Raw genomic sequence first — 15,602 nt, 5'->3', positions numbered from 1 at the left:
TATTCCCTTATTGATTGGCTGTGTGTTTAGTTGCGCTTGAGTTGAGTTGTGGTTGGTTTACTTGGTATTCAAAGCCACTGACTAACGCTGCCAGTTTGCTGTTAACGATGTTGAGATCGGTGATCAAACGTTGTTGCTCTAACTTAAGCGCCAGCTCATCGGTCGTTGCTAAAATGACATCGTTAAACTGAGCGGTATTGTTTTGATAGCCCCTCTCAACCGCGCTGATTCGGGCTGCGGTTTGAGGAAGCAAGGACGTTTGATAGCGATCTAATCGCTGGATCAGATTTGATCTGTCCACCAGCAATGCATTCACTTGCGCGTTCATTTGGGAAAGTAAGGTGTCTTTTTGAGATTTAGCCGCACCAACTTGATACTGAGCAGCCGATAAGTTTTTATCTTGTCGGTTCCCTGTAAACAGCGGGATGTCGACAGTCAGATAAGCACTTACCAGATCAGAAGCTGGTTCACCCGCCATGTTATTGGCTTGACGGTGTGCATACATCACTTCCACCCCAAACTGCGGGGTATAAGCTTGCTCGGCTAATTCAACCTGAGTTTGATTAGAGGAAATACTGACATCGGAGATCTTAACCAAAGGATGGTCAGTCAGTAGCTGGTAGTGCTTGGTTGAATCGATATTGGTCGCTAATTTGCTTTCTAACAATGACCAATCGATTTGGTTAGTTGCATTCAGTGTGCCCTGAGAATCAAGAACCTGAGAGCCTAGCCAATCAGAACCCAACCATTCAGAAAGCTGAGAGATTAGACGACGCTGAACCTGTTGGTTTGCCTGAAGTTTCTCATCAAGCTTGCTCACTTGGAGCTGAGTATTAAGCAGATCTTGCGCTTCACTTTTACCAATCGAGTAATTGGTTTGTACATAGTTTTCAAGCTCAACCAACAAGCGACGATTTTGACGTATCACCGACTCAGCTTTTTGTTGATAACCTAACTCAAGCCAAAGCTGCGTCATGCTATTCGCAACCGTCAATTCTCTTGCTTGCACCTGCAAAGCTAAAGCATCTGCCTGTTGGCCTGCCTTTTTCTGTTGGAGGTTAAGCGTATCGCCACGCTCAAACTGCTGCATCAACCCTACCGATATATTGGTCATCGGGTCTTCGTCGAATTGAAAGCTATCGACAGGCAAACCGCCAAATCCAACTTTCAATTTCGGGTCCATTAAGGTCGAGCTAGCAATGCCCGTTTCTCGCATCGCTTGAGACTGAGCAAAGTACTGCTTTCGATTGCTATCTTGGCTCAATGCTATCTCAATCAATGTATTGAGTTGCTGTGTTGAGCTCTGTTGATCAGCTTGTGTTGAAGCAGACGCAGCAGCTAAAGCACTGGTTGAAATAAAAGCAGCACTCGAAACAAAGGCAGCAGCGACCACGACACTCGCGTTTATTCCAAACACGGAGGTTGTTGGTTTTATATTCACAATGAATGTCCATATCTAGCGTTAAATAACGCATATAAAAGATTGGCGTATCAAATTTATGAGTCTGATATCGCTAGGTTTTTAGATATAGATTTATGCGGTGGGTGGGCGTAACAAAGATTGAGCGCGTGCGACTTTCTGCCCGATAACGACAGATTGAAAACGAGCTAAAGAAGAGACAAATGGATCGGCGGCTTGAACAGCCTGAATTGGGTAGGAAGCAGTAGAACAAACAGAGATACAACAGTTATGAATAGAATCCGAACCACCTAGGCAGTGCGTACCCATCATATTGTCATCGTGAGAGCTAATTGAAGAAGAATGTGCAGTTGTTACTTCATCATCGGAAACGGTCATTTCAGTATGACCCTGCTGACTGGAATGATGAGGCATAGTGGCATGTGCAGCATGCTCACCAGCTGCATCGCCAGTTACTACGCTAATGTCGCAACCCGTTGTCATGTTAGACAGATCTGATACCGCATTCGATGATGCATTAAGATGGCAATCTGACTGGGGTGAGCCCATCTGAGCCATCATTACATCGGCCATCAGAGCCGATGAACTTGAGGCATAGCTCGACACCAACATCGCGAAGATGCTGAAAACAGTAATCCAAGTTGTTCGGAGTGTGTTTGTCATAGCTAACCTTTAAATTTATGGGGCAACTATAAAGGTTCCCCTTAGGGTAAGGTCAATATAATTCTTTGTACATTTGTATGATAGACCAGAAAAGGTTCTATTACCTTTTTGCATTAAATTGAGAGAATTGTTTGATTTGAGGAAATTTTCTTTAAAAATTATCCAATTAGCTAGCGAAACCTCTATTTGTGTATTTTACTGAAGATAGTTCAACCACGATTCACGGATGATAAAAATGGCTAACAAAAAAAACGTCGAAGCAAACAAGAAAAATACAGAAACCAAAAATAAGAAAAGTAACGAGCTAGAACAAAAGAAACCAACACAAAAAAAGAAGCTCAGACTGCATTCACACTTAAAAGTTAATATCCCACTTTTTCAATCACTCATGATGATTTTGCCATCATTGGCTAAACACGCTGCTGCCGAGAGTATAGACAATTCCAGCGGTGCTGCAGATCAAGTAACCACAAATAGCGTGACCGAAAAAGACGTCACCGATGACCATACAACAGCGGACTCATCAGCGGTTGCTCTCCAAGAAGCTCAGACAAGTGACAGCGACGTAAACGCCACCTTAAGTGCAAGTCATACCCCCCATGGTTCGAGCTCTCACTTGGTTCCTTCTCATCATTTGTCGACGCTTTCTCACCCGCAAGTCCATTACATTCCTTCGGTATCGATGCCGACTATCTCCTCAGGAAGTAACGGTCAGCCGACTCATTCGAATGCGCCTACGACGCCCGCTTTACCCGTCACCTTCATGCCAGAAGTCATAAAAGGTACATACGGAGAGCTTCATGTTGATGCCAATGGTCAATACACATTCGTATTGAATCCAAATTCTCCTCAATACATCCTGTTAAATCAGCACCAACCAGGTACTGACCATTTTGCGTTACACCTATCTAATGGCTCGAGCATCATTGTTCAGATACCGGTAACAGGTAAGCAAGACACGCCAAGTATTTCTGGAGACCTAACAGGTGTCGTAACAGAAGATCACAATATTGATTCACAAGGCTTGTTACATGCCAACGGTAAAATTGATGTCATAGACCCTGACCAAAATGAAAGTTCGGTTACGCCGGAAGTTATCGCAGGAAAGTATGGTTCATTAACTATCGATGCTGATGGACATTGGCAGTATCAAGTTGATAACTCTCTTTCGAATGTTCAAGCGTTAACTGGGGCGACGTCACTACATGAAAGCTTCACAATCCACACTAAAGATGGCACGCCACAAACCATTGATATGACCATTGGGGGTAACGATGACAATGCCATCATCACAGGCGTGGATGCTGGCACTGTAACTGAAGATTTGACAATGCAAGTTCAAGGACAGCTTTCGGTAACGGACTTTGATCTTGGAGAAGAGCACTTTCAAGCCTCACAAGTGACTAGTAATTTCGGTACGCTAAGCATCACAAAAGATGGTGAATGGACATACAATTTAGATAACAATAACCCTGTAGTTCAAGGACTTAGTCAAGGTTCAACTGCGACAGACATCGTTACTGTTTACTCTGCCGATGGCACAGCACATCAAGTTACGGTCACTATTAATGGCACCAACGATGCCCCTGTACTTACCGTTCAGACACAGTCGGTAATCGAAGATGGCAGCGCACTTAAAGGACAGATGCAGGCCACTGATGTCGATGACAATACGCATCTCTCTTTTGAAATAGCAAATCCTGTGGATGGTTTGACCTTTAATGCTGATGGCAGCTATAGCTTTGACCCATCCAATGCCGCATACCAACACATAGCTGCTGGGCAAGATCAGACGATTACCATCCCTGTAACTGTCAAAGATGAAGTCAATGCAACATCGACTCAAAATTTGACGATTACAGTGCATGGCACCAATGATGCCCCAACATTGGCTGTAACAAATTTAGCAGCAAAAGAAGATGGCGCTGCAGTGAAAGGTCAGGCCTCATTTACGGATGTGGATAGCGGCGATGTGCACACGTACAGCGTGAGTTCAATGGCAGCGGGCGAAGGCACAGTCTCGATTAATCCTCAAACTGGCGAGTATACCTTTACGCCAGGTAGCGACTTCCAGTCATTAGCAGAAGGCGCAACTAAAGATGTAACCTTTGATGTGACGGTGACCGATGGTCATGGTGGCACGGCCACCCAAACAGTGACCGTGATGGTAACGGGTACCAACGACGGTCCGGTACTCAATACCATCACAGCGGCAACCGCAACTGAAGGTGATGCCACAGCGACAACGGGCACGATCACATCGACCGATACGGATATGGGCGACAGTGCAGCTTACAGTACCACTGCCACGGTTGCGGGTTTCAGCCTCAACGCGGACGGCAGTTACACCTTCGATCCAAGCAATGCCGCCTATAACGGTTTAGCAGAAGGCGACACGCAGAAAATCACGATTCCTATCACCGTCACGGATGGCTCAGGCGGCACAGACCAAAAAGACCTGGTAATTACAGTAACGGGCACGAACGACAAGCCAGTGCTCGATAGCATTACCGCACAGAGCACGACCGAAGACGGTTCGAAAGTCAGCGGAACGATCACCTCGACCGATGTTGATGCGCATGAAACGGCAGCGTATACCGCACCAACTACCGACGGATTCAGTCTGGATCCAACAACGGGTGCATACACCTTCGATCCGAGCCACGCTGCATATCAACACTTAGCAGCAGGACAGGATCAGACCGTCACGATTCCAGTGACAGTAACCGATCAAAATGGCGGAACGGACACCAAGAACTTAGTGATCACGGTTCATGGTACCGCGGATAGCGCAGTGATTGCGGGAACCAATACGGGCAGTACTACGGAAGAAACGCAGCTTCAAGCCTCGGGCACACTGACGATTACCGATAAAGACGCAGGTCAAGACCACTTCCAAAGTGGAGACATCGCAACCGCTCACGGTACGCTACACCTGAAAGCTGATGGCAGCTGGATCTACGATTTAGACAACACCAACCCGTCGGTTCAGTCTCTAGGAACAGGTAAAGCCGGTACCACCTCGAGCTTAACTGACACTATCGAAGTGAAAGGTGCCGATGGCACCACGCATCACATTACGGTGACGGTCAACGGCACCAACGATGGCCCTGTATTGAATACGATTAGCGCGGCGACCGCGACTGAAGGCGACACCACCGCAATAACGGGTACTATTACGTCGACCGATACGGATACGGGTGACAGTGCGGCTTACACCACCACGGCCACGGTAGCAGGTTTCAGCCTCAAAGCAGACGGCAGTTACACCTTCGATCCCACCGATGCTGCCTACAATGGTCTTGCCGATGGCGACACGCAGAAAATCACAATTCCGGTGACGGTAACCGACGGTTCGGGCGCCACACAAACCAAGAACTTAGAAATCACAGTCACCGGTACCAATGACAAGCCGGTACTCGGTGCGATCACGGCACAGAGCGCGACCGAAGACGGGGCAACAGTAACGGGAACCATCACGTCATCGGATGTCGATGCGCATGAAACGGCGGCGTATACCGCGCCGAATATCGACGGCTTTAGTCTGGATCCAACAACGGGTGCATACACTTTCGACCCAAGCCACAGTGCGTATCAGCATTTAGCTGCGGGACAGGATCAGACCGTCACGATTCCCGTGACAGTGACCGATAAAAGCGGAGCGACTGATACGAACAACCTGTTGATTACCGTACACGGCACCAATGATGCAGCAGTTATTGGTGGCCAAGATACAGGTAGCCTTGATGAATTCGGAAGTCATGGCTCTGCTTATGCCGATTTAACGAATAAATCTCCCGATCATCATCAAGCAAACAGCAGTAATTTATTTAATGAGGTATTGTCGGTCAGTGGTGATTTATCGATTTCAGATCCCGATAGTGGTGAAGCTGCATTTCAGAATTTAAATGGTGGAACAACACAATTTAATGGGCAATATGGACACTTAGTGATTAGTGAACAAGGTCACTGGAACTATCAAGTAAACGTTGGCAACTCATCATCAGGAAGAACCATTGATGCGTTAGGTGAAGGTCAAGAGATAACAGATACAATAGCTATTCACGCTAAAGATGGCACATCACATGATATTGTCGTTACCATTCATGGCGATAACGACAAACCTTATTGCTCTTCTGAAGTTCAACTTAGCTCGGGTAAAGAAGATACTACCCAAGTATTGACCTTAACTCAATTACTACAAAATACCGTTGATGTTGACGCTAATGACGCAGGGTTACTTACCATTGAAAATCTGCATGCTAATCATGGCACTATTGCGATAAATACAGATGGTACCTTCACTTTCACACCAGAAAAAGACTATAACGGTCAAGTACAATTTACTTACGATGTAAAAGATGCACATGGTGGGGTTACCCATACCGGTGCAACAACTAGTTTAGTGGCCGTGAATGATAATGCATTAATCACAGGAGTTGATACGGGTAATGTTACTGAAGATGGGCGGACTTATTCTGGTTTTTTAACTAATATGCTACACACAACTGGGCAATTAACGATTACTGATCCTGATGCAGGTGAAGCCGGTTTTGATTTCCGATCTTTTATCAGTTCTTCCACAAATCCAGAATGGGCACCTTATCAGAGCCAATTAGGTGGAAAATTAAGTATAAATCCAAACGGTGAGTGGGAATATGTGGTTGATAACACTAAGCCAGAAATTCAAGCGTTAGGTGATGGAGAAACGCTAAAAGACAGTGTTATTATTCATTCAAAAGATGGCACCGAACATACCATTGAAGTAACCATTCATGGCACTAATGATTCGCCAGTTGTTAGTGCTGCTACATTGCTACCAGCAGGTACTGAAGATACTGACATAACACTCACATCGGCTCAATTATTAACGAATGCAACTGATGTTGATCACAACGATATTGGTCAGCTTTCAGTTGCTAATTTAACTGCCGATCATGGTTCAATTATCACTAACCCTGACGGCACCTTCAGCTTTACGCCAGACAAAGATTACAACGGCGATGTACAATTTACTTACGATGTAAAAGACGCCCATGGTGGTGTAACACACACAGGAGCGTCAACATCGCTCAGTGCAGTGGACGATATATCTGTTATCTCAGGTGATACTTCAGCTGCAGTCAATGAAGGTAATATTGGAGAGACCGTAACGGCAACAGGTACGTTATCTATCAGCGACGTCGACAAAGCCGATAATCCTGACTTTCCTGATGTTGCGTCAACAGCAACCACTTATGGCCATATCACCATGCATAATGGTCAATGGACTTACACCTTAGATGAAAGCAAGGTGCAACAGTTAGATCCAGATGAAGCGGCAGTGGTTGATCATCACACCTTCACCGCCAGTGATGGCTCAACGCAGATTGTTGATATCATCATCAAAGGCACTAATGATAAACCGATCATTGAATCAGCTCATGCAGCCCCAGCAGGTGCATCAAGCACACTAAAATTACAAGATGTTGACATTATTGAGCACCCTACCGGTGCCAATATCGATGTTGCTACAACAAATGCCGACAATGTAGCGCGCTGGGGTAGCGACATTACAGGTGTGCCAGCAGGGGTTAAACTGGTTGGGCTTTACAAGCCTGGCTCAGGTCATAACTACATCACCTCACCGGCAACCACCTCAACCGCCCACAGTGGCGCAGGAGGATTTAGTCGTGTTGATAATCATGATTGGTGGGCTCACAATGGCATACCTGACACGGTTAATACCGGCTCAGGTGGTGCGAGTGGTCATGGTAATGCTTGGACTGGGGGTATTGTTGTCTTTGAAGATGCTTCAGGGCACCAAACTATTGGTATTGTTAACCGTGTTTGTACGGGGGGAGCCGGCGAAGTCGATTACTTGTACTACCACAGCTATCAAAATCTTCATGTCGGTAGTACGACCTACAGTGGCACTGCAACTGCCGGTGAAACTGTCAATGTCATGGACGGCACTCATCAAATTGCCAGCGTAGTGGCCGACAGCAATGGTCATTGGGAGGTTGCAGCTAGCCAGCTAGGTGATGGTCAACATACGCTACATGTTGAAAATAGTGCAGGTGAGCATTCTGCTGAAACGGTTTTCCAAGTTTCTGGTCATACCGTCGCTAATATTACCCCCGCAGGGCTTAACCCCGAATTAAAAGAGGACTCTTCACAAACAACCATTGACGGTGAGTTACGTACAACAGACGTTGATCATGGTGATACAGCGACAATCACCGCACAAACAGATCATGCCACTCGATACGGCCATTTCTCTATTGATGCAAATGGGCAATACCATTACACGGTTGATAACAGTAATCAGGATGTTAATCATCTTGGGGTAAATCAAACATTAACCGAAATTATCCCGGTGACCTCGGTTTCTACAGACGGTACGTCGGTGACCACCAATGTCACCATTACCATTCAAGGCTCCGTCGATAAACCGATATTAAATGCCACTGCACCCGATGGACAACAAGGCACATCGATGGCGTTAAACCTTGATGTAGCAGCGACTGATACCGGTGGTGACCATGAAGATCTACTAATAAAAATCAGTGGTTTACCTGATGCGGCAACACTCAATCATGGTACTCACGATACCATTGCCAAAATGTGGGTGCTGCACCAGTCAGACCTTGCAGGACTTGAGTTAAATCTTCACGATGCGCATTTCCACGGTGATTTACACTTTAATGTCACGGCAACCGCTTCAGCTGGCGGAGAGTCGAAATCTACCACCCAAGCCGTCTCGTTATTTGTCAATGCGCCACCAGAATTATCTAGCGCAGTCACCGGCAATAAAGCGGAAGACTCTGGCATGGGAGCGATTAATCTATTAGCTGGCGCGACAGATGCCGATACCGGGGATACCTTAAGTATTAATCATCTTGAGTATCAACTTGGCTCAAATGCCAAAACGTCTGCAATTCCTTCATATCTGACTCTGGGTAAAGATGGTCATACATTAGTTATCAATGCGAATGCCCCTGAATTTCAGCATCTTGGCGCAGGTGATTCGCAAACCATTACCGTCACTTATAATGTCAACGATACGCATGGTGGCACGGTACAGCAAACAGCAACGGTTACCATTGCAGGCACCAATGACAGCGCCGTGATTACAGGTCAAGCCACCGGCAGTGTGGTTGAAGACAACCCAGCGCAAGCAACAGGCACCCTAGCAGTCACTGATACCGATGATAATCAATCACACTTTACAGCGGCAACGATTACAGGTACTTACGGTAGTTTAACTATTGATAAACAAGGGACATGGCATTACAGCCTAAGTACATCGGGCACCTCTGGCGATAAAGTACAAGCGTTAGCTGATGGACAAAAAGTCACCGATACCCTACAAATACAATCGGCTGATGGCACCGTCCATAACATCAACATTGCCGTGACAGGAGCAAACGATCAACCCACCATCACGGTACAGACTTTAAACGCAACTGAAGACAGCGATTATACCTTCACTGAGGCAAATTTTGGGTTTACCGATACCGATAGTGGGGAGACTTTAGATCATATCACCATCACCGCTTTACCTGATGCCACACAAGGCGAGCTACTACTCAATGGTGTTGCCGTTGGTGCGAACCAACAAATAGACCATGCTGATATTGCGCATTTAACATTTAAGCCCGTCGCTAATTTCAATGGCGATGTACATCTTAGTTATACGGTCAATGATGGCCACACCGACTCAGCACCAGCAACGACCACACTGAGCGTTGCCAATGTTAACGACTTACCAACCGTTGTCACCACAACGCAAAACACACAAGAAGATACCGATATTATTATCAGCAAAGCGCAGCTGCTATCAGGCGCGAATGATATTGATAGCGGCGATGTGCTTGATATCAATAGTGTGGTGGTAAATGGTGGCCATGGCACGGTAACCGATAACGGCGATGGCACTTGGACTCTGCACCCTGATAGCAACTTTAAGGGGGATATTACTCTAGATTACAAAGTCAATGATGGTCATGCCGATGTTGACAACCATATGACAGTAAACGTGACTACCGTCACTGATAAAGCCAATATCAATCTCACCAGCAGTGTACAACAAGAGATCATTACCACGGGCGCAGCGGGTCGTATTCAAATTGATGACATTCAAGCTGCCGCGCCACTTACCGAGTTCACCTTAGAGATGACCGTCATCGGCAAAGCCGTTGCAGATACCGGCGCAACAACTGGGCCTGTTGTCGTTAATATGGGACATGGTAGCAGCACTAACATGCTCAGCTTGTGGAATCCGGGCAATATGAAAATTGGTGGCGCTGGCGATGTCGCAACAGGCATCAATTTGGGGGATGGCAATAGTCACCGAGTCACGCTAACCTGGGATTCGGCCTCGGGTGATTTAAAAATATTTGATAATGGTGTGTTAGCCGCAACCGCCGCTAATTTTCATAAAGGTGGATCTCTGCCTGCCGACATGTATATGGTACTCGGCAGTAAAGCCAATGGGGGTATCGCTTCACCAACGTGGAACGCTGGCGAACATTACGAAGGCAGTATTTTTAATACTGCGATCGCGTCACATGCTCTTACCCCTGCTCAAGTCGCCTTAGGACCTTTAGCTTCGCAGCTTAATGAACACACCGGGCTACTTGCCGATGTGCGCAGCGTCAGTGGCAGTATTCAAGATACCACGGGCGCTCATCACCTTGCTGAAAATGGCGTAGGCCATGAATTACATACGGTTGACACTTCTATTGGAGTGCCACCCGCTGGCAGCTTGGTTAACCTTCATCCACAAGTGAGTTCACCAGATAGCGCAGATACCGTGACAGGAATTACCCTGCATGGTTTAGTTAAAGATACAGTTTTATCCGATGGTACGCACAGTCATACGATTACTGGCATTAACGATACGGTTGATATCAAAGACTGGGATCTCGATCATATGACTGCGCAGTTGCCCCCTGCGGTGACCCGAAACATGAACATTGGCATTACTGCAACCACCGAAGGGCCTGATGGTCAAACAGCGGTTATCACGGAATACACAGGGCTTAAACTAGACCCAACTCGTCCTATTCCCAATGCCATCATTTCTGGCGATGATACCAATAGCGTCACAGAGGATAACCATGCATCAGGCGGCTATATCACCTCTGATGAGCATATTCTTAGCATTCAAGATGGCGATACCGGCGACAATCGTTTCCTAGCCAGTGGCGAAAAAGAAGGTTCTACAGCCACATCTGGCGCTTGGGTTGCTGGCGATAAGGGGCTTGGCGAATTTAAGCTTGATGCAAATGGTCACTGGTTATACCGCGTCGACAATAACGGCAGCAACATACAAGAGTTAAAAACAGGCGAGACACTCACCGAAACACTCACGGTATACAGTCATGATGGCACACCTCACGAGTTAACAGCGACAATCAACGGAACCGATGATATTCCGGTAATAACGTCACAGGCATTAACCACACAGGAAGATACTGGCCACACCTTTACTGCCGCAGAGTTTGGCTTTTCCGATGTTGATAAAGGCGATATCTTGGCATCGATTACCCTTTCAACATTACCAAGTGCCGCGCAAGGCACGTTATTACTTGACGGCCATGCGGTTACACAAAATCAGCAAATTGATGCCACTGATGTAGGGAAATTAGTATTTACTCCAGCGCAAGATTTTAATAGCAGTGCCAGCTTTACCTATACGGTTAGTGATGGTCGCAATAACTCACAAACGGGCACCGCAACCATCAATGTCTCTGCCGTGAATGACGCGGCTGTTATTGGTGGTGTTGCTACAGGTTCAGTAACTGACCAAACAGGTCTTTCAGCTACTGGCCAGTTAACCGTAACCGACGTAGATACAGGTGAATCGAATTTCCAAGCGGCTACCGGCTTAAAGGGTACACATGGCACCCTGGATATTGGAGCCGACGGCGCTTGGACCTATACACTGAATCCCGGCGACCGATTAGTCGACGCATTATCGATGACGATGAAAACCACCGATCATGTGACCGTCACAACGACGGATGGCACAACCAAAGTACTTGATATCACGATACATGGGACAAATGATGCGCCAACCGTTACTGCAGTTGCGCTTCACGGTACAGAAGATAACGACTATACCTTCACAGCGACCGACTTTGGCTTCAAAGACGTCGATTTTGGCAGTGCTCTTCACCATGTCACCATTACCAGTTTACCAAACCCATTTGAAGGCCAGTTTCTTCTTGACGGAATCGCAGTGAATTCCAATCAACAAATAGCCGCGTCAGATCTAGGAAAACTCGTTTTCACCCCAGCTGCAAACTTTAACGGCGATGTACATTTTAAATATACTGTTAATGATGGAACCGTTGATTCAACTGAAGCAACCGGCACACTTAATTTAGCTGATGTGGCAGACAAAGCTGAATTTAAAGGCGATATTTCTGCAACTCTTAATGAAGGAAATATTGGTGATAATGTGTCTGCACATGGCACGCTCAATATTGTGGATGTGGATACCGGGCAAACCCCGACAATTGCAGACTTCCATAACCTGGATGGCGCCAATGCTTATGGTCACTTTTCCATGGTCAACAATCAGTGGACCTATGAGATTGATCAAACAAAAGTTCAACACCTTAACCCTCATGAGTCCGTTCAGGATAAAATAACCGTTACCGCGAGTGATGGCACAACACAAGAGATTGTCGTTAATATAAAAGGCACAAATGATGCTCCCACAATCAGCGGCATTTTAAGTGGTGGATTGCATGATGATCAGAGTGCCATTACCGGGACGCCAAACCAAGGTAATGTTGCTATAAGCGACCCAGACCACCTTGGCAGTATTCAAAGCCTCACTGTCGCAGGTTTGGCGATACCACATGATGGTTCTAGTGTTGCGATTAGCGCACCAACCGGCTACCTCAGCTTGACTTACACCAGTGGTACGCTTCATTGGCAAATGCATGCAGGCGATGTGGCCAAAAGTGGCTTAACGGTACTGAATGCCGCAGATACTAGCGCGCATTTTGACGCTGTAGCAGTGGCGAGCGTCAATGCCTTACATAAGGGTGATAGCCCTATCAGTTTTGGTCAATTTGCAGTAGTCGCTACCGACAGCGATGGCGCAACTACCAGCAAAAGCTTAAATCTTAACTGGCAAGGCACCGACAGCTCCCCCGTGGTGCATGATATTGATCAATTTGCACCAGCGTCAACCAGCGAGTTTGTCCTCACTCCCGCTATGCTGCAAGGTCAATTTAGTGATGCAGATGGCGACACGATTGATCATCTTAACCTAGTATCTGGACATGCCAATGTCTATAAAGTAGAAAACGGTAAGTACATAACGTTTGACGGTACGCATAATGAAATTTCGATGGATGATATTAAAGCCGGCTTGATCCACATGGATAGAGGGGTAGATACCAGTTTTAGTTTTACCGCTACAGATAGCGGTGGCCAAACCAGTGCAGCGGCTAATTTCCATTTAGATATTGATCATAAACCGATTATCACCCTCAATGGTTTAAACCCTGGTGTTTCCCATGACGCGGCTCAAATAGCGCCCCAGCTACAAATGACCGAAGACCAAGGAGGGAATTACCAAACCGTTCTCAATTTAGGCATCTTTGACCCCGACGCGACATTCACAGGAAGTGCGCATCAAGACGACCGTCCAGAAATCACTAGCGTTGTTATTGGCGATGGCGCAAGCGCCGTTACCGCAACTCATGACGCCAGTGGTTGGCACGCAACCACCGCGATGGGAACCTACACATGGGACAATGATTTCAAAGGCCACTTCACCTTAAATAATTCGGCAAGTTCCGTACAACAATTAGGCGCTGGAGAATCTGCACTCGAAAAAATCACCATTGCGTCCGTCACTCATTCTAGTCTCCCTCATTCAAATGGGGTTACCTCTGAGCAAGTTTTTCATCTCGAAATTAAAGGCACAAATGATGCTCCAGTGATACATCATATTGACGATATTAATCAACATGATAGTAGTGATGGCACTTCCATTCATGTAGTACTGCCAACAAACGCTTTTACCGATGTTGATCACTCAGACACCCTGAGCTTATCAGCAACTTTGGGTGATGGCAGTGCGTTACCCTCATGGCTTAAATTTGATGCGGCCACAGGCACATTGTCTGGTAAAGCGCCACATTCAGCCGATGGCGACTTTGATATAAAAGTGACAGCAACAGACTTAGCCGGTGCACAGGCTTCTCATGATTTCCACTTAACCGTAACGGATATGACAGGCGATGTGAAAGAAGATGGCCGCGCCACGGGTGTTGATTATAGTGTTAATGGCCAGTTAGAAACCCATATGGTCAGTGGCGGCGTTAATCAATCCATTGTATGGCACGAACATCAAGATGGCACCGATGCTAGCCCTAATCATATGCAAGGGACTTACGGGTTCTTACAAATATCGACCGGCGGCACTTGGATTTATCACGTTGATCACGATGGTGATGCACATTATTCTAATTCGGCCATAAACGCTTTAAAAGGCGGTGAAGTAGTACAAGAAACCTTTAATATTTTTGGGTATGTCAATGGCCATTTAGTTAAAACAGATACCATTACGGTTAATGTTGAAGGCACAAATGACGCTGCAACTATCAATGGTGTTGTGCATTCAACATCAAGTGGCAGCCTTATCGAAGATGATGCGACATCCACTATTACGGGATCGTTAACCTTAGCGGATGCAGATCACGGTGAAAATCTATTCACAGCAGATCCGCATATAGCAGGGACTTATGGCCATGTAGCGTTAGCGGCTGACGGCTCATGGACTTATCAATTAGATAATAACCTAGCAGCCACTGATGCGTTAAATACAGGAGACCACGTTAAAGACACCATTATAATCAAGTCTCCTGATGGCACCGCAGATCATACGATTGAGGTGAATATCACAGGCCATAGTGATACAAATCCAATAGCATCTCCAGCTCCTCCACCACCTCCGCCGGTACAACATGATGAGCCAGAGCCAATCATAGAGACTGCGGATATCACAATACAAGTATCGGATGAGGGTGTTGATCCAACTACGCCAGTTTTTGGCGCGGCGGCTTACTTACACGCATTAGGTATTCAACTTCCAGATAGTTCACAAGATGTCATAACTGACCACGATGCCCTACCTAACGATATGGATATTGTGTTTGCTCAAGATGATGTGTCTACTGCTCTGGAGGCTGGTATGGATGGCGATTTGGCTGATACACTCACACATCAGAATGAAGATAACCATCATGATCAGCAACAAGATGATGATCACCACCAGCATCACCTTGATGTCGATGGGTTACCAGACATAGACCCAAATAGTTAGTATTAATATGGATAATAAAAAGCCGCGTTATTGCTAGTTAATAACGCGGCTTTTTATTTAGATTAATTTAGCAGTGGTTAGAGCGTGTTGACCTTTCGCGGTTAAATTTTGTTCAATATAAAAGCGTTTTAATCGCAGCGAGGGGGAAGTAGCCTAGTTATTCTAAGCAAATCCCTCTCAACA

3 protein-coding genes are annotated in these 15,602 nt (G+C 46.3%); 1 reads left to right on the top strand and 2 read right to left on the bottom strand.

What is annotated here, in order from left to right:
- Positions 1-7: 7 nt before the first annotated feature.
- Together K08M4_RS17510 and K08M4_RS17505 are read right to left on the bottom strand one after the other, a co-directional pair.
- Positions 8-1,435 carry a TolC family protein gene (locus K08M4_RS17510; RefSeq protein ID WP_086051507.1) on the bottom strand — a complete coding sequence of 476 codons (1,428 nt, stop codon included), beginning with the start codon at positions 1,433-1,435 and terminating at the stop codon, positions 8-10.
- 99 nt (positions 1,436-1,534) lie between these two features.
- A complete protein-coding gene (locus K08M4_RS17505; protein WP_086050817.1) occupies positions 1,535-2,083 on the bottom strand; it encodes a hypothetical protein in 549 nt (182 codons plus the stop codon).
- Positions 2,084-2,318: 235 nt separating this feature from the next.
- Here K08M4_RS17505 and K08M4_RS22015 point away from each other — a divergent pair, with 235 nt between their 5' ends.
- Entirely contained in the window at positions 2,319-15,419 is a 13,101-nt protein-coding gene (locus tag K08M4_RS22015; protein WP_157665758.1) for a VCBS domain-containing protein, read from the top strand.
- The last annotated feature ends 183 nt before the right edge of the window (positions 15,420-15,602 follow it).

Origin of the sequence: Vibrio syngnathi (genome assembly GCF_002119525.1) — a bacterium.
Classification (GTDB): domain Bacteria; phylum Pseudomonadota; class Gammaproteobacteria; order Enterobacterales; family Vibrionaceae; genus Vibrio; species Vibrio syngnathi.
The sequence above is the reverse complement of the archived record's forward strand: the minus strand, read 5'-3'. Positions and strand labels throughout refer to the sequence as shown.